Consider the following 21452-nt stretch of genomic DNA (forward strand, 5'->3'; position numbering starts at 1 on the left):
TGATCACGCTCGCCTTCGTCTGGAACGAGTTCCTGTTCGCACTCTTCCTGACCAGTTCCAAATGGCAGACACTTCCCATTCTCGTCGCAGGGCAAAATAGCCAGCGCGGTGACGAGTGGTGGTCGATATCGGCAGCCGCCCTGGTTGCGATCATACCCATGGTCGTCATGGCGGGCATTTTGAGCAGGCTGATGCGGTCTGGCCTGCTTTTAGGAGCAATAAAGTGACCGTTCGACAAGCCTAGTCATTGTTCAATTCCAGGGAGGAAAACATGAGAAGATTGCTACTGAGTTCAACGGCCGCAGGACTATTTGCTGTGGCGGGCGTCCCATCCGCGCTCGCATGCGAACCGGACTACACCGGTGTCACGCTCACCGCCACGACGCAGACAGGCCCCTATATTGCTTCTGCGCTGCAACTCGCCGCCAAGGGCTGGGAGGAAAAGACCTGCGGCAAGGTGAATGTCGTCGAATTTCCGTGGTCGGAACTCTATCCAAAAATCGTAACCTCGTTGACCTCGGGCGAAGACACGTTCGACGTGGTTGCCTTTGCGCCGGCCTGGGCACCGGACTTCACCGACTTTCTTTCGGAAATGCCGAAGAGTATGCAATCAGGTGCCGACTGGGAAGACATCGCCCCGGTTTACCGCGAGCAATTGATGGTCTGGAACGGCAAGGTCCTGTCGCAGACCATGGACGGCGACGCTCATACCTATACCTACCGCATTGATCTGTTTGAAAACGCGGAAAACCAGAGCGCCTTCAAGGCGAAATATGGCTACGATCTGGCCCCGCCGAAGACATGGAAGCAGTATCTCGACATCGCTGAATTCTTCCAGCAGCCGGACAAGGGCCTCTGGGGCACGGCGGAAGCCTTCCGCCGTGGTGGCCAGCAATTCTGGTTCCTGTTCAGCCATGTTGCCGGCTACACAAGCCATCCCGATAATCCGGGCGGCATGTTCTTCGATCCGGATACGATGGATGCGCAGGTGAACAATCCGGGCTGGGTTCGCGGCCTTGAGGAATATATCCGCGCTTCGAAACTGGCGCCGCCGAACGCGCTCAACTTCTCCTTTGGCGAAGTCAATGCCGCCTTTGCCGGTGGCCAGGTCGCGGAATCGATCGGCTGGGGCGATACCGGCGTCATCGCCGCCGACCCGAAGCAGTCCAAGGTCGCCGGCAATGTCGGTTCGGCATCGCTGCCGGGCTCGGACGAGATCTGGAACTACAAGACCAAGAAGTGGGACAAGCAGCCCGAGGTCGTCCAGACTTCCTTCATGGCCTTCGGCGGTTGGCAGGCGGCTGTTCCGTCGTCCTCCAAGAACCAGGAGGCCGCTTGGAACTATATCCAGTTCCTGACGAGCCCGGCGGTTTCCGGTCAGGCGGCCATCACCGGCGGCACAGGCGTCAATCCTTACCGTCTTTCGCACACGACAAATACGGCGTTGTGGTCGAAGATCTTTTCCGAGCGTGAGGCCAAGGAATATCTCGGAAGCCAGAAGAACGCGGTGACCGCCAAGAACACGGCGCTCGACATGCGCCTGCCGGGCTATTTCTCCTATACGGAAATTCTCGAAATCGAGCTTTCCAAGGCATTGGCTGGAGAGGTGACGCCACAGCAGGCGCTGGATACCGTGGCTGCCGGATGGGACAAGCTGACGGACGAGTTCGGCCGCGACAAGCAACTGGCAGCCTATCGTTCGTCGATGGGTCTGCCTGCAAAGTAAACCCATCCTCAACATCCCATCCCGGCGGTGCCGGGATGGGATTAGACATCGTTGGAAGAAGAAGCAAACCATCTCCGCTTAGAGCGCGGTGCGTCCTTCGGACGCAGAAAGGACGCTCTAACACTTTGAATCTACGCATCATGCTTTCCGAAAATCGATTCCGATTTTCGGGCCGATGCGCTGGGCCAGGCGATGGAATTCTCATGAAAAGGTTACAGCATGTCCCAGGTGCGTTTGGATCAGGTCACCAAATCCTTTGGTAGCGTTGAGGTCATCCCTCCGCTCGATTTGGCAATTGCCGACAAGGAATTCGTGGTTCTTGTCGGACCTTCCGGCTGCGGGAAGACAACCACCCTGCGGATGATCGCGGGGCTAGAACAGACGACATCAGGGGAAATCCGTATCGGCGAGCGGGACGTTACAACGCTGCGCCCGGGTCTGCGCAATTGCTCGATGGTGTTTCAGAATTACGCGCTCTATCCGCATATGACAGTTGCCGAAAACATCGGCTACGGCATGAAGGTGCGCGGAACGCCGAAGCAGGACATCAATGCCGCCGTTGCAAATGCGGCGCGCATTCTCAATCTCGGTGCCTATTTGAAACGCAAGCCGAACGCGCTCTCAGGTGGCCAACGCCAACGCGTGGCGATTGGCCGGGCGATTGTTCGCCAGCCGGATGTGTTCCTGTTCGACGAACCGTTGTCCAATCTCGACGCTAAATTGCGCATTGAAATGCGAACAGAAATCAAGCTCTTACATCGCAGGCTCAAAACCACGATCGTGTACGTTACACATGATCAGGTAGAGGCGATGACGATGGCCGATCGGGTGGTGGTTATGAATCAAGGGCGGATCGAACAGGCCGCTGATCCGATCACCCTTTACGAATCTCCGAAGAATCTCTTTGTTGCTGCCTTCATCGGCTCGCCAAGCATGAACTTCATCGAGGGGCAACTTGTACAAAACGCCGGTGGAATTGCCTTCCAAGCCGAGGGTGGGGTCGACATTCCGGTTCCTACACAAAGAGCCGAGCGCCTTTCGGCGGCAGTAGGACAGTCCGTGGTTCTGGGGATCCGACCGGAACATACTATGGTTGGGGATTCCAATGTTTCAACTGTGAGCCTTCACGTCGCCGATATCGAGCCCCTCGGTCCATATACACTGGCGATCGGCAAGGTCGGGTCAGCGGCCTTTACTGCCCAGATCCACGCGTCATCGCGCGTTGGCCCGGATGACAGGATTAGTGTTCCAATTGACACCCAAAAAATGCACTTTTTTCTTAAAAGTACCGGAGACACGGTGGGCTAAAATCTCCGTAACTTGTACGGCAATCCACCAAAAGGACATTCGAACATCCGTATGAATTCAAAGACACGTGGCGTCGGCAGCGCCACGTGGGGAAAGGCGTCCCAATGCCTCCGGTGATCGACGACAATCCGCTCTCCTGCCGATATCTCCGGAGAAGAGCGAGCGAACCGCACTTCTCAATCCTTCAAGCCAGTTGGAAAGAAGAAGCAAGAACGGAATGCCCCTCCCGAGAATGGAGAGGGGCACCCAAATCATCACTTGTTGGCAGCGACCGGGCGGACCAGTGCCGTGACGCGGCGGATGGTGACGCGGCGGTTTTCCTGCTCAGGGGCCGACGTGTTGACCTTCAGGTAGTTCTCGCCATAGCCCTGCGTCGCGAGGTTCTCCGGCGCGATGCCGTAGACGTCGGAGAGCACGTTGGCGACCGATTCCGCCCGCTGGTCGGAGAGGATCAGGTTGCTCTGGTCTGAGCCGACAGCATCCGTATGACCCTCGATCAGGAAGGTTTCGCTCGGATCCTTCTCGAGCACCTGGCTGATCGCGTCGGCGACCTTGCGCAAGGTGCGCGCCTGGGCCATCGGGATCTCGGCGCTACCGGTCGCGAAGGTGATCGTGTCGAGGTCGATGCGGCGCACCTTGTCGCGGATACGGGCCGAGTACTTCACCTCGTCGAGCGAATAGACACGTTCCACCGGCTCGACGGGCGGCTCGCTCAGGAACTCGTAATAGTCCCGGTTCGGGTCGCTGCGAGTGTCGATGATGTAGTCGCTGAGTGGTACGCGCAGCCGCATCGGCGGCAGGTCGGCCCCCGGATCCTCGAAATAGTCGCGGTCCGGATCATCATAGAGATCCTGCGAATAATAGAGCACGTCCTCGCGCCCGCGGGCATCGACGCGCGACCGCTGGATGATGTCGCCATAGCGGTTGCGGATCGTCACAATCCGATAGCCTTCCGGCCGCGTGATCGTCTCGCGGTAGCGGTCGCCGGAGAGCTCTTCGTAGCTCGGCCGTTCGCCGTCACGCAGGAAGCGCCTGTCGTCATCGCTGCGCACGATCGTCCTGTTATCGTACTGGATGATCACACGGCTGTCGTCGCCGCGGTCGTCAAAGCGCGCACCGTCGGGACGGACGAATCGCGGCCGCTCGTCGAGCTTCCTGCCCTTCTCGCTGGTCACTGCCTCGAGCTTGACCGGCGCCGGCGCTTTGGCGCCGCTCAAAGCCTGTGCATCGGCATCCGAGGTCGGCACCTTCACCTCCTGGCTGTCTGCCCGCTGCCTGTCACGATCGCGGCGGCCCTCCCGGCCCTTGCTGCGGTCGGCATCCTTGTCGCTGTCGAGCACGGCTGCACCGTTTTCGACCGGCAGCACGACGGTCTCGTTGCTCTTGGCTGGATCTGCAGCGATCTTCTTGCGGCGCTCCAACTCCTCGGGCGAAGCTTTTTCCGGCGCCGGAATGGCCTGCTCCACCTGCTGACCACTGCTGGCATCCGGCAGCGGCTGGGCAGTGTCGGTGGCGGGTACAGCCGACTGTCCGCCGGCGGGCTGTTCGCCGGTAGGCTTTGCAGCTTTGCCATCCTTGGGCGTTTCGGCGGGGGCGGCTTCGGGAGCGGCCGCCTTGTCTTCGGTTGGCTTCTCTGCGGGTGCTGCAGCCTCGCCCTTTGTCGGCTTCTTGGCAGGCGCTTCGGCAGCGGGTTTTGCCTCCGGCTTCACCTCGGGCTTTGCCTGTTCCTCGGCCGGCGACACTGCCTCCGGAGCGGCAGTTTCGGTCTTAGCCTTGCCCTTGTCTCGGCCCTGGGCCTTATCCTGCCCTTTTTCCCGCTTACCGCCTTCAGGCTTGGGCTCGGGTTGGGCCTGTTCCGTCTCCGGCTGAGTTTCCTTGGCGGCAGGCTGCTGCTCGGGCGCCGGCTGCGCCTCAGGCTCGGCTTGCTGCGTCTCCTGCTTCTTCGGCTTTCTCGGCTTTTCCTGCGTTACGGGTTGCTCTTCCTGCTGCGGCTCGGCTTCCGGCTGAGCTGCCTGCTTGGCTTTCCGCTGCGGTTTGCTTTCGGGCGCAGGATCCTCCCTCGGCGCTTCGGCCTTCGGCGGTTCCGGCTCTGCCTTGGGTTCGGGCGCAGGCGCCTCCTTCCGCTCGGCCTTCGGCTTCTCGGCGGGCGCCTCCTTCGGCTGCTCGGCGGCCGGCGCCTGTTCAGCCGGTGCTTCCTCCTTCTGCTTGCGCTTCTTCTTTAAGAGCTCCTCCTCGGAGGGCGCGTCCTGCGCCACTTCGAAACTGCCCTGTTCAATCTGCCGCACGGCTGCAGTCTCGGTTGCGGCGCCGCCCACGGCCGCCATCGCCGTTGCCGGCTGGAGAGCCAGCGAAAGAGAAAGCAACGGAAAAGCCGCGCTCGCGAACAATCTTGATTTCATGCCCATCGGGTTTCCTCGATCCTGTTTGAGCTTCTTGAGGCCGCCAGGCCCTAGTTCCGCCCCTAGCTTCGCATTGAGGCGAAACGGCGGAATGGCAATTGCCGAGCCGCCGATTTGTTCCGGTTCTAGGAAGTCGGGGATTAACCTCCCGTGAATGTTGCAGTCTGCTTTCGTTCATCTCGCCTGTTATTTGCACCGCACAATTGCGCGGGAATTTCTGTTGCAATTCCATGAAAAAAAGTCTGATTATCGCCACAAGGCGGTGTCGACACCGTTGAACTGCGGCCGTCAGCCCAACAGAAAAACGAGCGACGGCTACCAACAGAGAGGATCCTCATGCTTAACCCTACCCGTATCTTCGCGGCAGCCTCGATCGCGGCAATGTCGCTCTTTGCCAGCTCGGCCATGGCCGAGGGCGAGAAATACGTGATCGGCACCGATTCGACCTATCCGCCCTTCGAATTCGTCGATGCCAGCGGCACAATCCAGGGCTTCGACATCGATATCACCAAGGCGCTCTGCGCTGAAATGAAGGCCGAATGCTCCTTCGTCAGCACCGACTGGGACGGCATTATCCCGGCGCTCAACGCTAAGAAGTTCGACATGATCGTCTCCTCCATGTCGATCACGCCGGAGCGTCTGAAGCTCGTCGATTTCTCGAACAAGTACTACAACACCCCGCCGGCCATTGCCGTGCCGAAGGATTCGACGATATCAGACGTCGCCGGTCTCAAGGGCAAGGTGATCGGCGCGCAGACCTCCACGACGCACGCCAACTATGCCGAGAAGCATCTCGCCGACACCGAGCTGAAGCTCTATCCGACCGCTGACGAATACAAGCTCGACGTTGCCAGCGGCCGTGTCGACGCCGTCATCGACGACGTCGTCGTTCTCTCCGAATGGGTCAAGTCCGACGCCGGCGCCTGCTGCAAGATCCTGACGACCCTGCCGGTCGACAAGGAAATCAACGGCAACGGCGCAGGAATTGCCATCCGCAAGGGCGACCCGTTGAAGGAAAAGCTGAACACGGCGATCGCTGCGATCCGCGCCAGCGGTGAATACAAGAAGATCCAGGACAAGTACTTCGACTTCGACGTTTACGGCGAATAAGAAATTCGTTATCTCGCCGATGAAGGTAATGGCGGAAGGCTTGCTCTTCCGCCATTTTTGTTTGACAAAGATAGCAAGATTAAAACGGCAAAAGCCGTGAGGGGAATTCTCGCATGGGCGGATTATTTTCCGCGCTGGGCTCCTTCTGGAGCTGGATTGTGCACATTTTCGATCCGCTGTGCGGACCCGTTGGCATCTTCACTTGGTTAGGTCAGTCGACGATTCTTGCCTGTGGCGATACCGGCTGGGGCGACGAGATTGCGCTTGGCCTACAGGTCACCGTTTCGGTGGCGATCGTCACCCTGCCGATCGGCCTCGCCATCGGCTTCCTGGTTGCCCTCGGCCAGCAATCGGAGGAAAAGTCGCTGCGGCTGGCGGCCGGCATCTACACGACGATCTTCCGCGGCCTGCCGGAGCTTTTGACGCTCTTCATCATTTACTACGGCATGCAGATGCTGATCCAGTCTCTGCTTGCCTTCGTCGGTTATGACGGCCCACCGATCGAGATCAACGCCTTCCTCGCTGGCGTCATCGCGCTTTCGGTCGTCTTCTCCGCCTACTGTTCGGAAGTGCTGCTCTCGGCCTTCCACGCCATTCCCAGGGGACAATATGAAGCGGGCGACGCGCTTGGGCTGCATCGCGGCCGCACGCTGCGCCTTATCATCCTTCCGCAGCTCGTGCGCATCGCGCTGCCGGGTCTGACGAACCTTTGGATGGTCCTGTTGAAGGACACCTCCTACGTCTCGATCATCAGCCTTGCCGATATCCTGCGCCAGACGAGTGTCGCCGTCCGTGTGACCAAGGAACCCTTCTTCTTCTATGGTGTGGCCTGCTGTCTCTATCTGGTGCTCGCCATCCTCTCCTCCTTTCTGCTCGTCTATGTCGAGCGTTGGGCCAAGCGTTCGGAGGTCCGTCGATGAGCTACGCCGAAACGCTGATCCCGCCGCAGCCACCGCCCCGCGAGCTGATGAAGCCGATGACGCCGACGCGCATGGCCGGCTATATTCTCGTCGCCATCTGGGCTGTGCTCGCGGCCCTTCTTGTCGTTTCCGTCATCAATGGCTGGGATCCGGAAAAATTCATTCGCTACGGGCCGCGTTACCTCCATGGTCTCTGGATAACGCTGAGCCTCGTCTTCATTTCCGTTATCTGCGGCGCCATCCTGTCACTGCCGCTTGCCATGGCGCGCATGTCAAACAATCGCGTGCTGAATGCGCTGGCCTACGGCTACATCTATTTCTTCCGCGGCACGCCACTGCTTGCCCAGCTGTTCCTGGTTTATTACGGCCTCGGCGTATTCCGCCCGCAGCTTGAGGCCGTCGGCATCTGGTGGTTCTTCCGCGAAGCTTGGTATTGCGGCCTTTTTGCCATGACCATCAATACCGCGGCCTACCAGGCGGAAATCCTGCGCGGCGCGATCGAAAGCGTGCCGCACGGCCAGCGCGAGGCCGCCGCGGCACTTGGCATCCATAACAGCATCGCCTTCCGCAAGATCATCCTGCCGCAGGCCTTCATCGTCGCACTTCGCCCTTACGGCAACGAGATCATCCTTTTGATCAAGGGCTCGGCGGTCGTCGCCATCATCACCGTGCTCGACCTGATGGGCGAAACCCGCTACGCCTTCTCCCGCACATTCGACTACCAGACCTATCTCTGGGCGGCGATCTTCTACCTCACCATCGTAGAGGCCTTACGCCATCTCTGGGCCTGGTTCGAGCGCCGCCTGACCCGGCACCTCAAACGCTGATGCATGACGCCAAAAACTGTGTCGCGGCTTTGGGATAACGGCATTCATCAAACAAAGGCCAGTTTGGCAGCACTCCTGGGACGATGCTGCCAAGATATTGATATTAAAAATAAATTGTCCTTTTACGAAGTATCTGTAAAGCTTCCGTTAACCACTCGCATGTTTCCATATCATGGAGCGCTAATAAGCGCGCGAGTGGGAACAAGAAGAAGCGGAATACGATGCACAAGGACATGGAAAAACAACTGAAGGGCTATGGTCTGACGACCGCCCAGATCCTCTACCGTCTGCCGGACCACCCGGTGATCCTACAGACCTATGTCTGGCAGGATTACGACCTCGCCCCCGACTTTCCCGAAATGCGCGGTTTCCTGAAATTCTGGGAAGAGAAGCTGGACGGGCCGCTGCACTCGGTGCGCTACATCCACCGCAAACTGATCTCGGCAACCGAGTGGCGGGCACTCAAGGGCGAGTTCATCCTGCACTGATCGGCTCTGCAACATGATGCCGAAAAGTGTGAACGGTCGGGCGATATGTTCTGACCGCGTCAGACATGCGCCTCGCCATGGCCGAATTCGCCTTCGTCGCGATCCGGGCGAAGCGCGAAACCGAGCATGCCGAGATAGAAGGCGACGACGATGGCAATGACCGCAAGGCCGGGAACCGGCCCGAGCACGGCATTGTCGATGACATAGGCCCATGACTGCGCCTGCAGCGCCGGCATGCCCTCCGTCTGCAGCTTCGGCGTCGAGATCTTCAGGCACCAGGCGAGCAACAGGATGAAATACATCCAGCCATAATTGCGTTTGAGCCGACGGTGCATCGCCTCTTGATAGCTGAGCAGGAAGCGCGGCTTGCGCAGGCTACTGGCGACCACGACCGCCCATTCGCTGCCGGCATTGGCGTCGGGCGCCAGGATTTGCGCGAAATAGCAGCGCTCGATCTGGCGAATGCGGGCGCGATAGATATCGAAGAAGCGGTAGCGCCGCGCCTCGATCATCAGAAGCAGCGTCACCAGCATCACCCCGAACAGCAGCACCCCGTGATGTGAGGTCGGCGTCGACAGCGACACCGAAAGCAGTGCTGCGACCACGGTGATCGCCCAGTTGGACGTCCGATCGATGCGGTCGCGCCAGCTCGTCATCCGCCCGAGTTCACCACGGTAATAATGGCTGAGCGTGTTGGTGACCTCGTTTGGTGTCGTAGGTAGCAGTAATGCCCGGCCGGTATCTCCTTCCCTCGCCGATGATGTCCTCTCTGGCTCCGTTTTCATGGCCTTTCCTCCCTTGGTCTTCTTTTCGGCCATTCTGCGCCCGCAATCGCGCCATTGCAAAACATCGAAAGCCGTCTTAGACGCATGCCTGAAACAAAAGGACGATGGACTGCGATGGCAAAGAAGATCGACGAAGAAGCTCTTGGCGAAGCCTATAACCGCGCGCTGGCGCTGGAAAAGGCCGGCGATGTCGACGCCGCCGTTGCAGCCTATGAGGAAGTCCTGGCGATCGATCCCGACGATCACGGCGGTGCGGCCGTGCGCATTGCCGCGATGGGCCGCGGCGAAACGCCGGTCAAGGCGCCCGACGCCTATGTCGAGACCTTGTTCGACCAGCATGCGGAAGTTTTCGAGGATGTGCTCGTCGAGCAGCTCGGCTATCACGTGCCGATGCTGGTGCGTCAGCGCCTGCAGGCGCTGAAGCTCGGACCGTTCAAGCGGCTGCTCGATCTCGGCTGCGGCACGGGCCTCACCGGCGGCGCACTGCGCGACCTCTGCGCTGATATGACCGGCATCGATATATCGGAGAAGATGGTCGAGATCACCCATGAGAAGGATCTCTACGAGACGCTCTTCGTCGCCGAGGTCGAGGATTTCCTCGACGACAACGACGAGGAAGCCTTCGACATCATCGCCGCCACCGACGTGCTGCCCTATCTCGGCGCGCTCGAACCGCTGTTCTTCGGCGCCGCCGAGAACCTGACGCCGGGCGGCCTGTTCATCTTCTCCTCGGAAACTCTGCCCGAGGAAATACTCGCCGGCCGCGCCTACATGGTCGGCCCATACCAGCGCTTCGCCCATGCCGACGCCTATGTCAGAGAACGCCTGACGGCCACCGGTTTCGAACTCGTCGAGATATCGGATATCAACGTGCGCATGGAAAACGGCCAGCCGACACCAGGCCATTTGGTGATCGCCCGGTATAATGGCTGACGCCAACACGTGATATGTCGGCTGACGGAATACTTGACCGGTTGGCGAAGTATCTATTGCCTAACGCGTCGCGACCTGATAGTTAGTCGATCGGTAAAGTTTACCGCAACGATAGGAAATGTTGCCGCATGTCGCTCGTGCTCTATGGGCATCCGCTCGCCTCCTTCTGCCATAAAGTGCTGATCGCGCTTTATGAAAACGGTACCCCCTTCGAAAATCGTATAGTCGATCTTTCCGACGAAAGCTCGCGCGCCGATCTGTTCCGCTTCTGGCCGATCGGCAAGATGCCGCTGCTCCGCGACGAGGCGCGCGACAGCACCATTCCAGAGACGTCGATCATCATCGAATATCTCGAGCAATATTATCCCGGCCCCCTTCGCCTGCTGCCGCCGGAGGTCGACCGGACGCTACAGGTTCGCCTCTGGGACCGCTTTTTCGACCACTATGTCCAGGCGCCGATGCAGACCATCGTCAGCAATCGTCGGCGCACCGAGGGCATGGCAGATGAAATGGAGGTGGCAGCCGCCAAGGCGACACTCGCGACCGCCTACGCGATGATCGAAAAGCAGCTCGCCGACAAGCAATGGATATCAGGCGACGGCTTCACCATGGCCGATTGCGCCGCCGCCCCCGCCCTCTTCTATGCCGAGACTCTGGTTCCGTTTTCATCGGAACAGCCGAACCTTCGCGGCTACTACGAGCGACTGCAGGCGCGCCCGTCCTTTGCACGGGCGCTGGAAGAGGCCCGCCCCTACTTTAAGTTCTATCCCTACAAAGACAGGCTGCCGGCCCGCTTCCGGGATGCGGCGGGATGATGGAAAGCCAGGCAGATCTCGACCGCATGTTTCACGCGCTTTCCGACCGCAGCCGCCGCGGCATGATCGATCGTCTCGGCCGCGGCCCGGCCTCCGTCACCGAACTGGCCGCGCCGCTCGCGGTTGCCCTGCCGACGGTGATGAAACATCTGCAGGTGCTGGAGGAAAGCGGCCTCGTTTTCTCCGAAAAATCCGGCCGGGTGCGAACCTACCGCTTGCAGCAGGACGCGCTTGTCGCCGTCGAGCGCTGGGTGGAACAGCGGAAGATCCAATGGACGACCACTTTCGACAGGCTGGACCACTTTCTCGCCAATGAAACGGAGACCCTCCCCGAATGACGACACGATCCGCCGAACACGCCACTCTCGTCATCGAACGCCACCTCAAAGCGCCGATTTCCCGCGCCTTCCGCGCCTGGTCAACACCGGAATCCAAACGGCAATGGTTCGCCTGCCATGGCGAGTGGGTGCCGCTGGACTACGGGCTCGATTTCCGCCCCGGCGGCGCGGAAAGGAACTACGTCGCCGATACTGACGGCCTCCTGCACGCCTATGACGCCCATTACATCGATATCGTGCCCGATGCCCGCATCATCTATGCCTATGAGATGAAGCTTGGGGAAAGCCGCATCTCCGCGTCGCTCACAACCGTTGCCTTCGAAGCCGCACCCGGCGGCACGAAATTGTTCTTCACCGAACAGGTGGTCTTCCTCGACGGCTACGCCGACAACGGCGCCCGCCTCCAGGGCACCGAGATCGGCCTCGACAATCTGGAACTCTTCCTCGAGCGCGAGGAAAGCCCGATCCACTGATCGCATGTCACGCAAAACCAAATCGCCTCGCATGAATCAAGTTTGACGCGACGCGTTTCGGGCGAAATGAGCCAAGCCTCAAGCGCTGCTTGATTTTTTCCCCGAGCCGGCAGGACGAACCGCAGCCCGCTTTGAGGTGTTGAGTGCGACAGCACCGCGAATGAGCGCCTTCAACGCCTCCTCGTCGATCTCGTCGCCCTCATGGAAATCGATGGCGCGCCTGGTGTTGCCGTCAAGGCTGGAGTTGAAAAGGCCTGAAGGGTCCTCCAGCGAGGCGCCCTTGGCGAAGGTCAGTTTCACCACGCTTTTGTAGATCTCGCCAGTGCAGATGATCCCGGCGCGCTCCCACACCGGAACGCCTCTCCACTTCCATTCCTCGACCACGTCGGGCTCGGCCTGCCTGATGAGAGTTCGGACCCGAGCGAGCATCTCGCCGCGCCAGTCGCTCAACTCCTCAATTCTCGAGTCGATCAAACGAGAAGGAGAGTCTCCGTCCTTCTCTTCGCTGGAGCCGCTCTTTTTCGCGGTTGCCGTGGCTTTCTTCATCGATATCTCCCCTCCATCCCTTAAGTGCCTGATGCCTTGGCGTCCGTTCACATTCGTTCGCCAGGCAATTGGCTGGCCTGTTCGACCCAGGCGGCCAGCTGAGCTTCGTCGAGTTGGTCTTCTTCATGGATGTGGAAGTAACGCACGTCCTTTTGTTTGGACTCGCCGGGCGGGATGGGGCTGAGCGACGTGCCGCGGAAGAAAGCAACCTTGATATATTTCGCGAAGCAATGGACACCGAGGAACCAGCCCTGCCCTTCGATGCCGTAGAGGGGCGAGTTCCATTTCACGGCCTTATACACCCCGGGCACCGTGCGCGTGATGAGCGCATCGAGGCGATGCCCGACGTCGCTTTTCCAGCCGGGCATGGCGGCGATGTAGGCTTGCACGGGAGCGTCACCGTAACCCTTGGCGATCTGAGGGTTGCCGCCCGAGAGAAGGACCGGCTCCGCGGTATCAGGCTTGGCGACTGTCTTCTTCGTGACCTTTGCCGCGGTCTTGGATGGCTTGCCGGACATTGCCTTCACTCCTACCCTCCGCTGCGTCCTGCGCCGCGCCACCTGGTGGCATATGGCAGCGCGAACAAGTAGAGACCGGTGAGTAGCAGCAAGGTCAGCGGCAGCAGCGCCATGAGGCCCACCCAGACGGACGATTTCTCTTGCACCATCGCGATGATATTAATTATGACGGCCAGCGTAAAGGCAGTGGACAGCCAACGGTGGATCTGCCGAGACCAAATGTTCCAATTCAAGGGAACCTCCTGCGAAAACAAGCGAAGCGGATGGCGTGATCCGTTTTGGCAGCGGTCTCACTCGATGCGCGTCAGCACCTGCTCCAGCTTTGCGAAGAACTGCTGCCAACCGCTTTTGGCGCCCCCGTAAGCCTGCCGCTGATCCGGCCGGAAGCCCGACTGCTCCATGCGCAGCTGCGTGCCCGCGCCCGTGGGCGTGAGAGTCCAGGTGACGACACTTTCGAGATCATAGGCAGCCCAGGTGTAAGACAGGGTCTTGTTCGGCTCGACTTCCAGGACCTGGCAATCGACGGAGCCCCAATCCGCGCTCAGCTTGAAACGGTGATCTACGATCGGCACGAAGTCGTTCTTCATCAGCCAGTCCGCGATCAGATGCGGCTGTGTGAGCGCGCGCCAGATCTTTTCCGCCGGAAAAGGGATCTCTCGTTCGACGATGACGGAACGGGTTTCGTTTGAAATTTCGGTCATTGGTCCATCCTTTTCAATAGATCTTCCAGCTGGTCGAACCGATTTTGCCAAAAGCCCGCCATCTCACGTGTCCAGTCGACCAGCGGTGCCAGCGCACCGAGCTGGGCGCTATAGTGGGTCTGGCGACCTTCATGGCGATCACGCACCAATCCGGCCTGCTTCAAGATTCCGAGATGTTTCGAGACGACCGGTTGCGAGACCCCGGCCCGAGCCGTCAGGGCCCCGACCGTCTTCTCCCCTTCGCGGCACAGCCGTTCGAAAAGAGCCCTCCGGGTCGGATCGGCGAGCGTTCTGAAGAGCACGTCTTGGGTTTCCGACATCTACAATCCATATCTCGTTGACTATGGATCGACGTATAGCCATGGAGGCATGAATGAGTCAAGCTGAACGTAAAGCAACTTGAAAAATAGTTACTGCTGCATTTAGTACGAATGGCAACGCGCTTGGCAGAGGTGGGGTGAATTTCACATATCCAAGAGGCTATACATTTTCGCCATTGCGCATGCATGCTCGGGCGGACACGCCTCGCCTATGCCGAGGTCATGCAGCGTCGCGAATAGACCTGGATCAATGGCCGCCGTCGGTGCCGAGAATCGCGGCAAGCAGCCGGCCTTCCAGCTCGGCGAGGCCAGGATGGCCATGCCGGCGCGGACGCGGATAGGGAATGGGAAGATCGAGAGCGATCCGCCCCTCGTCGAGCACGATGACCCGATCGGCGAGATGCACCGCCTCGCTGACATCATGGGTGACGAGCACGGCGGTGAAACCGAGTTCGCGCCAGACACGGTTGATGAGTTCCTGCATGCTGATCCGCGTCAGCGCATCGAGGGCACCGAGCGGTTCGTCGAGCGCCAGCACGCCTGGCCGGCTGACCAGCGCCCGCGCCAGCGCCACGCGCTGCCGTTGCCCGCCGGAAAGCCGCGCCGGCCATTCCCCGGTCTTTTCGCCAAGCTGGACTTCGGCAAGCACGGCATCGGCCGCCTTCGCCGCCGCCCGGCTGTCGACGCCGTCGCCGAGCCCGACGACGACATTGTCTGCGACACTGAGCCAGGGCAGCAGCCGCGGCTCCTGAAAGACGATGCGCGCGTTCGGGCTCGCCTGCGCGCCGTCGGCATCCTCGAAATGCAGCTCACCGGCAGTCGGCTCGTCGAGGCCCATCAGGATGCGCAGCAGCGTGCTCTTGCCGCAGCCGCTCTTGCCGATAACGGCGACGAACTGGCCGCCCGGAATATGCAGGTTGATGCCGCGCAGCACGCGGTTGGCCCCAAAACTCTTTTCAAGCCCCGTCAGGCTGATCGCCGCGGGCGCACTACGGCCGACTGCCGGCGCGTTTTCGCGCACGTAAGCTGGCTCTTCGGCGACGGCGTGAAAACGCTCATCTGCGATCGATGTCATGGCGTCTCTCCTATTTCTGATAGACCGGGTTCCAGGCGAGCAGCCACCTCTCCAGCACCCGGGCGATGACATCGGCAAGCTTGCCGAGCACGGCATAAATGACGAGGGCGAGCACGACGACGTCAGTCATCATGAATTCGCGGGCGTTGTTGGCCATGTGGCCGATGCCAGACGATGCGGCAATCGATTCCGATACGATCAGTGTCAGCCACATGATGCCGAGCGCATATCTGAGGCCGACGAAGATCGACGGCAGCGCACCTGGAAAGATCACCTTGCGAAAAAGCGTCCAGTTGCCCATGCCATAGACCTTGCCCATCTCGATCAGATCGCGATCGACATTGCGCACGCCGTGATAGGTGTTGAGATAAGCCGGGAAGAGCACGCCGAGCGACGTGAGAAACAGCTTCGATTCCTCGCCGATCCCGAACCATAGGATGACAAGCGGGATCATCGCCAGATGCGGAATGGTGCGCAGCATCTGCAGAGTCGTATCCGTCAGCTGTTCGGAGATGCGCGATACGCCATTGGCGATACCGAGCAGGAAGCCGATCGAGCCACCGACGAGAAGACCGGCAAAGGCGCGGCCGGCGCTCACCAGCACGTCATTCGGCAACTGGCCGGAAACCATCGTCGACCAAAAGGCAAGGCCGACATCGGCCGGCGACGGCATGATGCGCGATGAGATCCAGCCGGCCGAGGAGGCAAGCTGCCAGAACGCCACGATCGCCACCGGCACCAGATAGGGCGTCAGCTTCTCCAGGCCGGGCAGCGGCAGGCGCAAACCCGCCTTCCCGGCCTTTTCGGAAGCGACCGACCGTACGAACGGAGTATCGAAAGTCGACATGGGATTGTCCTCGCGCTTATCGGGAGCAGGATGCCGCAAGCCCCAAGCGGCTTGCGGCGGTGTCACGCTCGGCGTCTTCGTTCGAGATCAGGAGCCGGAGACGACTTTCAGATTGCCGCCGTGGCTTCCGCCTGCGAAGACCTGCTTGCGCCCGAACTCGTTGTTGAAGCCCAGGCGCTGCTGCTCTCGGGTGATGCCGAGTTCGGGGAAAAGCAGTTCGGCGACGCGATAGGCCTCTTCGAGATGCGGATAACCGGAGCCGATCACCGTATCGATGCCGATCTCCTGATACTCGCGAAGGCGCGCGGCCACCGTCTTCGGCGAGCCGACCAGCGCCGTGCCTGCACCGGCACGCACCAGGCCGACGCCGGCCCAGAGGTTCGGCGAGACTTCGAGCTTGTCGCGCCGACCGCCGTGAAGGGCAGCCATGCGCTTCTGGCCGACCGAGTCGGACTCATGAACGAAGCGCTCCTGCGCCTCGCGGATCGTGTCGTCGTCGAGATGGCGGATCAGCCGCTCGGCCGCCTCCCACGCCTCCTCGTCGGTTTCGCGCACGATGAAGTGCAGACGGATGCCGAAGCTCACCTCGCGGCCGCGCTCGCCGGCGGCCTTGCGCACCTTGGTAATCTTCTCGGCAACCTGTGCCGGCGGTTCGCCCCAGGTCAGATACTTGTCGACACGGCCGACGGAGAAATCGATGCCGGCATCCGACGAGCCGCCGAAATAGAGCGGCGGACGCGGGTTTTGCACCGAGGGAAAGCCGAGGCGCGCATTGGTTGCCTTGATGTATTTGCCGTCGAAGCTTGCCGTTCCCTTTTCCAGCAGCTCCTCGAAAACGGTGAAGAACTCCTCGGCATGGGCGTAGCGCTCGTCATGCTCAAGATGGATGCCGTCGCCGGCAAGCTCCGCCGGACTGCCGCCGACGACGATGTTGAGCAGCAGGCGGCCGTTGGAGATTCGGTCGAGCGTCGTCGCCAGACGCGCGTAATAGGCCGGAGACGCCGTGCCCGGGCGGATCGCCACCAGGAACTGCAGCTTCTCGGTCTTGGCGGCAAGGGCTGCCGCCGTCACGAAGGATTCTTCGCAGGCAACCCCGGTCGGCAACAGCACGCCGGAATAGCCGAGCCGGTCGACGGCCTGGGCGATCTGCGTGAGATAGCCGATCTCGGGCGCGCGGTTAAGATCGGAGGAGCCGAGATAGGTGCCGTCCCCCGATGTCGGGATGAACCAGAGGAAATTGATGGGCTCGGATTGGCCAGTATGGGAGATGGTGGTCATTGGAAGACGGTCCTTTAGCTGCGGAATTCGAAAATCAACTCGCGTGGTCGAGATGGCTCTCTGTCTGCCTGGCATAGCGCCGCCGCACAGATGCTTGGGAGGATCGTAGTGGCGGCGGAGGCGGCAAGAAGGCCGGCTGTCTGTCTATGTGCGAGCATCTGAAATATCCCTGTCGATCGGATGGCAGCAGCCAGATGCCCTTTCGCTGTCCGCTCGATCGTGAGGATAGTGACATAGACCATCAATTAGATCGACAATATCAATTTGCTATTCTAATCCGTTTTGGGGAATATTTTTCCGGTTCGGCGGCATGGAGGCCCTCTCCATGCCGCCTCGCGGAAATCTTGGCCCGGCCGGAAAATCAGCTTGCCTTGGGACGCCAGACGATATCGCCGGTCGTAAGCTTCTTCGGCAGGATGCCGAGCCCGTGGAACTCGTCGGCGAGCGCCTGCTGATAGGCGGCGGCGGCATCGGTGATGGTCGAGACGCTGCCGAGATCGGCACCCTTTCGCGTCAATGTCACGCGTGTCACCTCAACCGGCACACCGGTGATCTCGGAAAGTTCCTTCACCGTCTCGTCGAGATTGCTCTGGGCCGACCTGCCGACCTTGGCAAGCTCATCGATCACATCGACGACCACCTGCCCGTTGGCATCGGTGAAATCGCGGTTGGCGAGGAAGAAACTGTAGGAGTCGACGATGCCTTCGGCAGTCGTCAGGATACGTGTCTCCGGATCGGCTTCGACGATCGCCAGATAAGGATCCCAGATCGACCAGGCGTCGATGCTGCCGTTCTTGAACGCCGCGGCGGCATCCGGTGGCGAGAGATCGAGCTGCTCGACATCTTCGGGATTCAGGCCCCCCTTGCGCAGAATCTTGACGGTCACATTGTGAGCGCTGGAGCCGCGCTTGAAGGCGACCTTTTTACCCTTGAGGTCTTCGAGCGTCTTGATGGGCGAATCCTTGCGCACGACGATGGCCGAGGCTGACGGGCTGCCGCGGTAGAGACCGACATAATAGAGCTGCCCGCCGGCCGCCTGAGCAAAGAGCGGCGGCACATCGCCGGTCGCACCGAAATCGAGAGCGCCGGCGCCCAGCGCTTCGAGAAGCGGCGGGCCGGAGGTGAATTCTGACCAGCTGACCGCAATGCCGCGGTCGGCAAGCCGCTTCTCAAGCGCGCCGCGGCGTTTGGCGAGCGCCAGCACGCCGTTCTTCTGCCAGCCGATACGGAATTCGCTGGCCGCAGCGCGTACCGGCCGGACAGCCGGCAGGATTGCCGTGGCCGCAGCGGCTGCGAAAAGCCCGAGCGTTTGTCGACGTGAAATCATGATTTTCCCCTTTTTTGATGGTGCCGGGCCTGTTCCGCTGGTCGACCCTGTCAGTGATAAATGCCATGATGATGAAATCTATAATTTATATCGACAATTTTATTTGCAAGATTCCGCCTTTGCTGAAATTTTGCGGCCCGGAAATCGCCCTTAAGCGGAATTTTTTCGCGCGCCCTTATGCTGCCTATTATCCCGGCTCACTCCCGACCTTCGGCGGCCAGGCGCTCACGGATGAAGGTGGGGCCGCCGGCAAGACGCTTCGCAAGCAGGCTTGCGGGATCGACCATGCGCCAATAGGGCGTAACCGTCGAAACCGGCTCGCCCTTCTCCAGCGCGCCGAATGACAACTCGGCGATCGCACGCAAATGCCGCTGCACGGTCACCGGACAACAGGCGTCCGCCCCGTATTGAGCGGCGAGACGGCGGCGGAGAGTGCCTACTTCGGTGAGGACACCTTCCGGTGCCGATCGAATCTGCTCTGCGACCATCTGCTGCGATGGAATAAGCATCGCCTGCATTCCGCTACGGCCTTTGCGCCGCGGCTTGATCGTCGGAATTTCGGTCATGTCACCCCCGGAACATAAATGCCTTCCCTCCAATCTAGGGCTCAGCCGAACGGTAACCAGTCTCATATGCGTCAATCGGAGGGAAGTCCGTCTTCACGGGCTTTTCTGCTCCCGCCGTTTCGGTTAATCCTCGGGCCTGCACTTCAGGAAAAGGATAGGACATATGGCAAAAGTCGCGTTCATCGGTCTCGGCGTCATGGGTTTCCCTATGGCGGGGCATTTGAAGACGAAAGGCGGCCACGATGTCACCGTCTATAACCGCACGCCGGCAAAAGCCGCCGCCTGGGCCGAGAAATTTTCAGGCCACGCCGCCCCCACCCCGGCCGAGGCCGCCGCCGGTGCCGATTTCGTCTTCGTCTGCGTCGGCAATGACGAAGATCTCCGCTCGGTGACATTAGGCGAGAGCGGCGCTTTACACGGCATGAAGCCCGGTTCGGTGCTGATCGACAACACCACCGCCAGCGCTGAAGTCGCCCGCGAACTTTATGCCGCGGCCAAGGAAAAAGGCGTCGACTTCATCGACGCTCCCGTCTCCGGCGGTCAGGCCGGCGCCGAAAACGGTATCCTGACCGTCATGTGCGGCGGCGACGAGGCCGTCTTCGAACGTGCCAGGCCTGTCATCGACGCCTACGCCCGCATGGTTGGCCTGATGGGGCCGGCAGGCTCCGGCCAGCTGACCAAGATGGTCAACCAGATCTGCATCGCCGGCCTCGTCCAGGGACTTGCCGAAGCGCTGCATTTCGGCAAGCGCGCCGGCCTCGATATTGAAAAGGTCGTCGAGGTGATTTCCAAGGGTGCGGCCGGTTCCTGGCAGATGGAAAACCGCCACAAAACCATGAACGCAGGCAAATACGACTTCGGCTTCGCGGTCGACTGGATGCGCAAGGATCTCGGCATCGTGCTCACCGAAGCCCGCCGCAACGGCGCCAAGCTGCCGGTCACCGCGGTCGTCGACCAGTTCTATGGCGACGTGCAGGCAATGGGCGGCAATCGCTGGGACACATCCTCGCTGCTCGCCCGCCTCGAAAAATGATCGGCCCCTCCTCCGATGCGGCCGAACTGATCGCGCATCTCGAAACGCTGCGTTCAGAGCAGAATGTCGCCGGCATGGCGCGCTTCGGCATCGTCACCGGCGGCGCCCTCGGCATCTCCAATCCCGATATAAGGGCGGTCGCCAGACTGGCGAAGAAGGATCACCTCAGGGCAATACAGCTCTGGCGAAGCGATATCCGCGAAGCCCGCCTGCTCGCCCTCTATACAGCCGAGCCGAAGCGGTTGACGACGGAGGAAGCCCGACATTGGGCCGATGATTTCAACTCCTGGGAGATCGTCGATTGCGCCGCCGATCTCTTCGTCGAGGCCGGGCTGGATGAACTCATCTCAGACTTCGCCGCCGACGAGCGTGAATTTATCAGGCGCACTGCCTTCGCCATGATTGCCGGTGCCGCGGTCCACTTGAAGAAGGAACCTGATGCGACCATCCTCCCTTGGTTGCCGCTGATCGAGGCCCATGCCGGCGACCCGCGAAACTTCGTGCGCAAGGCGGTGAATTGGGCGCTGCGCAGCATCGGCAAGCGCAATCTCGCCTGCCATGCGCCGGCCCTGGCGCTCGCAAAGGCCCTGGCGGAAAGTCCTGACAAAACCACCCGCTGGATCGGCAAGGACGCCGTCAGGGAGCTGGCCGGCGAAAAGCTGTTGGCACGGTTGAGATGAGGCGGGATGCCGGCTCGAATAACTAAATCAATGCTGACTGGACTTTTCGACCAAGAAATCGATCAGCACGGGGGGCCTCAAGAAACGAGGCTGGCAGGATACCGACGTGCAATACGCACCGCACCGGTTCGGCTCATCTGAAGGCATCGTGATCGACTGCCTTGGAGACTGCACACAAAAACACTGCAAGGACGGTCCGGCAGGGAAGACCGAACCCGTCCCCGTAGCTGATCGGAGGTCACTCGGATCAGAAACTGATTGTAGTGCCCCCGGTCCGAAGACCGGGAGCATCCACCAAGTGGATTAGAACGAACGCTGCAGGCGGAAGAAGCCCGAAGTGGAGTCGTCGCCATCATCCGGATCGAGATACGATACGGTAGCCTTAGCGTAGAAGTTGTCGACGATCTGGTAATCAACCGTCAGACCGACCTTCCAGGCA

At 60.6% G+C, this 21452-nt stretch carries 25 protein-coding genes and 1 pseudogene; 13 read left to right on the forward strand and 13 right to left on the reverse strand.

Annotated elements, in window-relative coordinates:
- From FY112_RS12155 to ugpC, 3 genes and pseudogenes are all read left to right on the forward strand, one after another.
- A pseudogene (locus FY112_RS12155) lies at positions 1-227 on the forward strand (carbohydrate ABC transporter permease); the annotation flags it as partial.
- 44 nt (positions 228-271) lie between these two features.
- Complete coding sequence (locus FY112_RS12160; protein WP_017960765.1) at positions 272-1726, forward strand: extracellular solute-binding protein; 1455 nt, start codon at positions 272-274, stop codon at positions 1724-1726.
- A gap of 219 nt (positions 1727-1945) precedes the next feature.
- Positions 1946-3034, forward strand: a complete 1089-nt coding sequence (ugpC, locus tag FY112_RS12165) for a sn-glycerol-3-phosphate ABC transporter ATP-binding protein UgpC (RefSeq protein WP_017960766.1) — start codon at positions 1946-1948, stop codon at positions 3032-3034.
- A 254-nt stretch (positions 3035-3288) separates the two neighbouring features.
- Here the strand turns inward: ugpC and FY112_RS12170 are convergent, their stop codons facing one another.
- A complete protein-coding gene (locus FY112_RS12170; protein ID WP_131628964.1) occupies positions 3289-5439 on the reverse strand; it encodes an OmpA family protein in 2151 nt (716 codons plus the stop codon).
- A 330-nt stretch (positions 5440-5769) separates the two neighbouring features.
- On the opposite strand from FY112_RS12170, the gene FY112_RS12175 reads away from it, so the two are divergent.
- The 4 genes from FY112_RS12175 (at position 5770) to FY112_RS12190 (ending at position 8778) form a co-directional block, all read left to right on the forward strand.
- Entirely contained in the window at positions 5770-6543 is a 774-nt protein-coding gene (locus FY112_RS12175; protein ID WP_017960768.1) for a transporter substrate-binding domain-containing protein, read from the forward strand.
- Between the two features lie 113 nt (positions 6544-6656).
- Complete coding sequence (locus FY112_RS12180) at positions 6657-7463, forward strand: ABC transporter permease (RefSeq protein WP_017960769.1); 807 nt, start codon at positions 6657-6659, stop codon at positions 7461-7463.
- Entirely contained in the window at positions 7460-8290 is an 831-nt protein-coding gene (locus FY112_RS12185; RefSeq protein WP_131628965.1) for an ABC transporter permease, read from the forward strand. The genes FY112_RS12180 and FY112_RS12185 overlap by 4 nt, the downstream gene beginning before the upstream one ends.
- Positions 8291-8511: 221 nt before the next feature.
- On the forward strand, positions 8512-8778 hold the full coding sequence (locus FY112_RS12190; RefSeq protein WP_003540344.1) for an usg protein: 267 nt from the start codon (positions 8512-8514) through the stop codon (positions 8776-8778).
- 59 nt (positions 8779-8837) lie between these two features.
- Here the strand turns inward: FY112_RS12190 and FY112_RS12195 are convergent, their stop codons facing one another.
- Positions 8838-9563 carry a DUF2270 domain-containing protein gene (locus FY112_RS12195; protein ID WP_131628966.1) on the reverse strand — a complete coding sequence of 242 codons (726 nt, stop codon included), beginning with the start codon at positions 9561-9563 and terminating at the stop codon, positions 8838-8840.
- 114 nt (positions 9564-9677) lie between these two features.
- On the opposite strand from FY112_RS12195, the gene FY112_RS12200 reads away from it, so the two are divergent.
- The 4 genes from FY112_RS12200 (at position 9678) to FY112_RS12215 (ending at position 12122) form a co-directional block, all read left to right on the forward strand.
- Entirely contained in the window at positions 9678-10496 is an 819-nt protein-coding gene (locus tag FY112_RS12200; RefSeq protein WP_131628967.1) for a methyltransferase, read from the forward strand.
- Between the two features lie 128 nt (positions 10497-10624).
- Entirely contained in the window at positions 10625-11311 is a 687-nt protein-coding gene (locus tag FY112_RS12205; RefSeq protein WP_131628968.1) for a glutathione S-transferase family protein, read from the forward strand.
- The gene (locus FY112_RS12210; protein ID WP_131628969.1) at positions 11308-11649 is read left to right on the forward strand and encodes a metalloregulator ArsR/SmtB family transcription factor; all 342 of its coding nucleotides are present in this window, start codon (positions 11308-11310) and stop codon (positions 11647-11649) included. The genes FY112_RS12205 and FY112_RS12210 overlap by 4 nt, the downstream gene beginning before the upstream one ends.
- A complete protein-coding gene (locus FY112_RS12215; RefSeq protein ID WP_131718601.1) occupies positions 11646-12122 on the forward strand; it encodes an SRPBCC family protein in 477 nt (158 codons plus the stop codon). Before FY112_RS12210 ends, FY112_RS12215 begins: the two co-directional genes overlap by 4 nt.
- A gap of 78 nt (positions 12123-12200) precedes the next feature.
- Here FY112_RS12215 and FY112_RS12220 read toward each other — a convergent pair whose 3' ends face one another.
- From FY112_RS12220 to FY112_RS12265, 10 genes are all read right to left on the reverse strand, one after another.
- Positions 12201-12668, reverse strand: a complete 468-nt coding sequence (locus FY112_RS12220) for a DUF1801 domain-containing protein (protein ID WP_131628971.1) — start codon at positions 12666-12668, stop codon at positions 12201-12203.
- Positions 12669-12715: 47 nt separating this feature from the next.
- Complete coding sequence (locus FY112_RS12225; RefSeq protein ID WP_131718602.1) at positions 12716-13186, reverse strand: DUF1801 domain-containing protein; 471 nt, start codon at positions 13184-13186, stop codon at positions 12716-12718.
- A gap of 11 nt (positions 13187-13197) precedes the next feature.
- Positions 13198-13419 (reverse strand): hypothetical protein, encoded by a 222-nt coding sequence (locus tag FY112_RS12230; RefSeq protein WP_151518476.1) that lies wholly within the window; start codon positions 13417-13419, stop codon positions 13198-13200.
- 57 nt (positions 13420-13476) lie between these two features.
- A complete protein-coding gene (locus FY112_RS12235; RefSeq protein WP_017960779.1) occupies positions 13477-13887 on the reverse strand; it encodes an SRPBCC domain-containing protein in 411 nt (136 codons plus the stop codon).
- Positions 13884-14207: a metalloregulator ArsR/SmtB family transcription factor gene (locus tag FY112_RS12240; protein ID WP_094085762.1), complete on the reverse strand. Its 324-nt coding sequence runs from the start codon at positions 14205-14207 to the stop codon at positions 13884-13886. Before FY112_RS12240 ends, FY112_RS12235 begins: the two co-directional genes overlap by 4 nt.
- 247 nt (positions 14208-14454) lie before the next feature.
- A complete protein-coding gene (locus FY112_RS12245) occupies positions 14455-15282 on the reverse strand; it encodes an ATP-binding cassette domain-containing protein (RefSeq protein WP_131628973.1) in 828 nt (275 codons plus the stop codon).
- Between the two features lie 10 nt (positions 15283-15292).
- Positions 15293-16129 (reverse strand): ABC transporter permease subunit, encoded by an 837-nt coding sequence (locus FY112_RS12250; protein ID WP_131628974.1) that lies wholly within the window; start codon positions 16127-16129, stop codon positions 15293-15295.
- An 87-nt stretch (positions 16130-16216) separates the two neighbouring features.
- Positions 16217-17407, reverse strand: coding sequence for an FMNH2-dependent alkanesulfonate monooxygenase (gene ssuD, locus FY112_RS12255; protein WP_131644254.1), 1191 nt, complete (start codon positions 17405-17407; stop codon positions 16217-16219).
- Positions 17408-17768: 361 nt separating this feature from the next.
- Positions 17769-18734 (reverse strand): aliphatic sulfonate ABC transporter substrate-binding protein, encoded by a 966-nt coding sequence (locus tag FY112_RS12260; RefSeq protein WP_131628976.1) that lies wholly within the window; start codon positions 18732-18734, stop codon positions 17769-17771.
- Positions 18735-18931: 197 nt separating this feature from the next.
- Positions 18932-19300, reverse strand: coding sequence for a hypothetical protein (locus FY112_RS12265; protein ID WP_017960786.1), 369 nt, complete (start codon positions 19298-19300; stop codon positions 18932-18934).
- Between the two features lie 163 nt (positions 19301-19463).
- Between FY112_RS12265 and FY112_RS12270 the strand changes: the two genes are divergently transcribed.
- Positions 19464-20333, forward strand: coding sequence for an NAD(P)-dependent oxidoreductase (locus FY112_RS12270; protein ID WP_131628977.1), 870 nt, complete (start codon positions 19464-19466; stop codon positions 20331-20333).
- Positions 20330-21013 carry a DNA alkylation repair protein gene (locus FY112_RS12275; protein WP_151518477.1) on the forward strand — a complete coding sequence of 228 codons (684 nt, stop codon included), beginning with the start codon at positions 20330-20332 and terminating at the stop codon, positions 21011-21013. The genes FY112_RS12270 and FY112_RS12275 overlap by 4 nt, the downstream gene beginning before the upstream one ends.
- 303 nt (positions 21014-21316) lie before the next feature.
- Here FY112_RS12275 and FY112_RS37650 read toward each other — a convergent pair.
- Positions 21317-21452 (reverse strand): porin (locus tag FY112_RS37650; RefSeq protein ID WP_246700655.1); only part of this gene is annotated, 136 nt, incomplete at its 5' end.

Source organism: Rhizobium sp. PEPV16 (assembly GCF_008919455.1).
In the GTDB taxonomy this organism is placed as follows: domain Bacteria; phylum Pseudomonadota; class Alphaproteobacteria; order Rhizobiales; family Rhizobiaceae; genus Rhizobium; species Rhizobium leguminosarum_Q.

Excerpts from the sequence above, each read along its gene's own strand:
- FY112_RS12175 (WP_017960768.1), top strand. The coding sequence starts at position 5,770 with ATGCTTAACCCTACCCGTATCTTCGCGGCAGCCTCGATCGCGGCAATG.
- FY112_RS12260 (WP_131628976.1), bottom strand. The coding sequence starts at position 18,734 with ATGATTTCACGTCGACAAACGCTCGGGCTTTTCGCAGCCGCTGCGGCC.
- FY112_RS12170 (WP_131628964.1), bottom strand. The coding sequence starts at position 5,439 with ATGGGCATGAAATCAAGATTGTTCGCGAGCGCGGCTTTTCCGTTGCTT.
- FY112_RS12185 (WP_131628965.1), top strand. The coding sequence starts at position 7,460 with ATGAGCTACGCCGAAACGCTGATCCCGCCGCAGCCACCGCCCCGCGAG.
- FY112_RS12275 (WP_151518477.1), top strand. The coding sequence starts at position 20,330 with ATGATCGGCCCCTCCTCCGATGCGGCCGAACTGATCGCGCATCTCGAA.
- FY112_RS12210 (WP_131628969.1), top strand. The coding sequence starts at position 11,308 with ATGATGGAAAGCCAGGCAGATCTCGACCGCATGTTTCACGCGCTTTCC.
- FY112_RS12225 (WP_131718602.1), bottom strand. The coding sequence starts at position 13,186 with ATGTCCGGCAAGCCATCCAAGACCGCGGCAAAGGTCACGAAGAAGACA.
- FY112_RS12240 (WP_094085762.1), bottom strand. The coding sequence starts at position 14,207 with ATGTCGGAAACCCAAGACGTGCTCTTCAGAACGCTCGCCGATCCGACC.
- FY112_RS12205 (WP_131628968.1), top strand. The coding sequence starts at position 10,625 with ATGTCGCTCGTGCTCTATGGGCATCCGCTCGCCTCCTTCTGCCATAAA.
- FY112_RS12190 (WP_003540344.1), top strand. The coding sequence starts at position 8,512 with ATGCACAAGGACATGGAAAAACAACTGAAGGGCTATGGTCTGACGACC.
- FY112_RS12160 (WP_017960765.1), top strand. The coding sequence starts at position 272 with ATGAGAAGATTGCTACTGAGTTCAACGGCCGCAGGACTATTTGCTGTG.
- ugpC (WP_017960766.1), top strand. The coding sequence starts at position 1,946 with ATGTCCCAGGTGCGTTTGGATCAGGTCACCAAATCCTTTGGTAGCGTT.
- FY112_RS12220 (WP_131628971.1), bottom strand. The coding sequence starts at position 12,668 with ATGAAGAAAGCCACGGCAACCGCGAAAAAGAGCGGCTCCAGCGAAGAG.
- FY112_RS12235 (WP_017960779.1), bottom strand. The coding sequence starts at position 13,887 with ATGACCGAAATTTCAAACGAAACCCGTTCCGTCATCGTCGAACGAGAG.
- FY112_RS12215 (WP_131718601.1), top strand. The coding sequence starts at position 11,646 with ATGACGACACGATCCGCCGAACACGCCACTCTCGTCATCGAACGCCAC.
- FY112_RS12180 (WP_017960769.1), top strand. The coding sequence starts at position 6,657 with ATGGGCGGATTATTTTCCGCGCTGGGCTCCTTCTGGAGCTGGATTGTG.
- FY112_RS12265 (WP_017960786.1), bottom strand. The coding sequence starts at position 19,300 with ATGACCGAAATTCCGACGATCAAGCCGCGGCGCAAAGGCCGTAGCGGA.
- FY112_RS12245 (WP_131628973.1), bottom strand. The coding sequence starts at position 15,282 with ATGACATCGATCGCAGATGAGCGTTTTCACGCCGTCGCCGAAGAGCCA.
- FY112_RS12195 (WP_131628966.1), bottom strand. The coding sequence starts at position 9,563 with ATGAAAACGGAGCCAGAGAGGACATCATCGGCGAGGGAAGGAGATACC.
- FY112_RS12270 (WP_131628977.1), top strand. The coding sequence starts at position 19,464 with ATGGCAAAAGTCGCGTTCATCGGTCTCGGCGTCATGGGTTTCCCTATG.
- ssuD (WP_131644254.1), bottom strand. The coding sequence starts at position 17,407 with ATGACCACCATCTCCCATACTGGCCAATCCGAGCCCATCAATTTCCTC.
- FY112_RS12250 (WP_131628974.1), bottom strand. The coding sequence starts at position 16,129 with ATGTCGACTTTCGATACTCCGTTCGTACGGTCGGTCGCTTCCGAAAAG.
- FY112_RS12200 (WP_131628967.1), top strand. The coding sequence starts at position 9,678 with ATGGCAAAGAAGATCGACGAAGAAGCTCTTGGCGAAGCCTATAACCGC.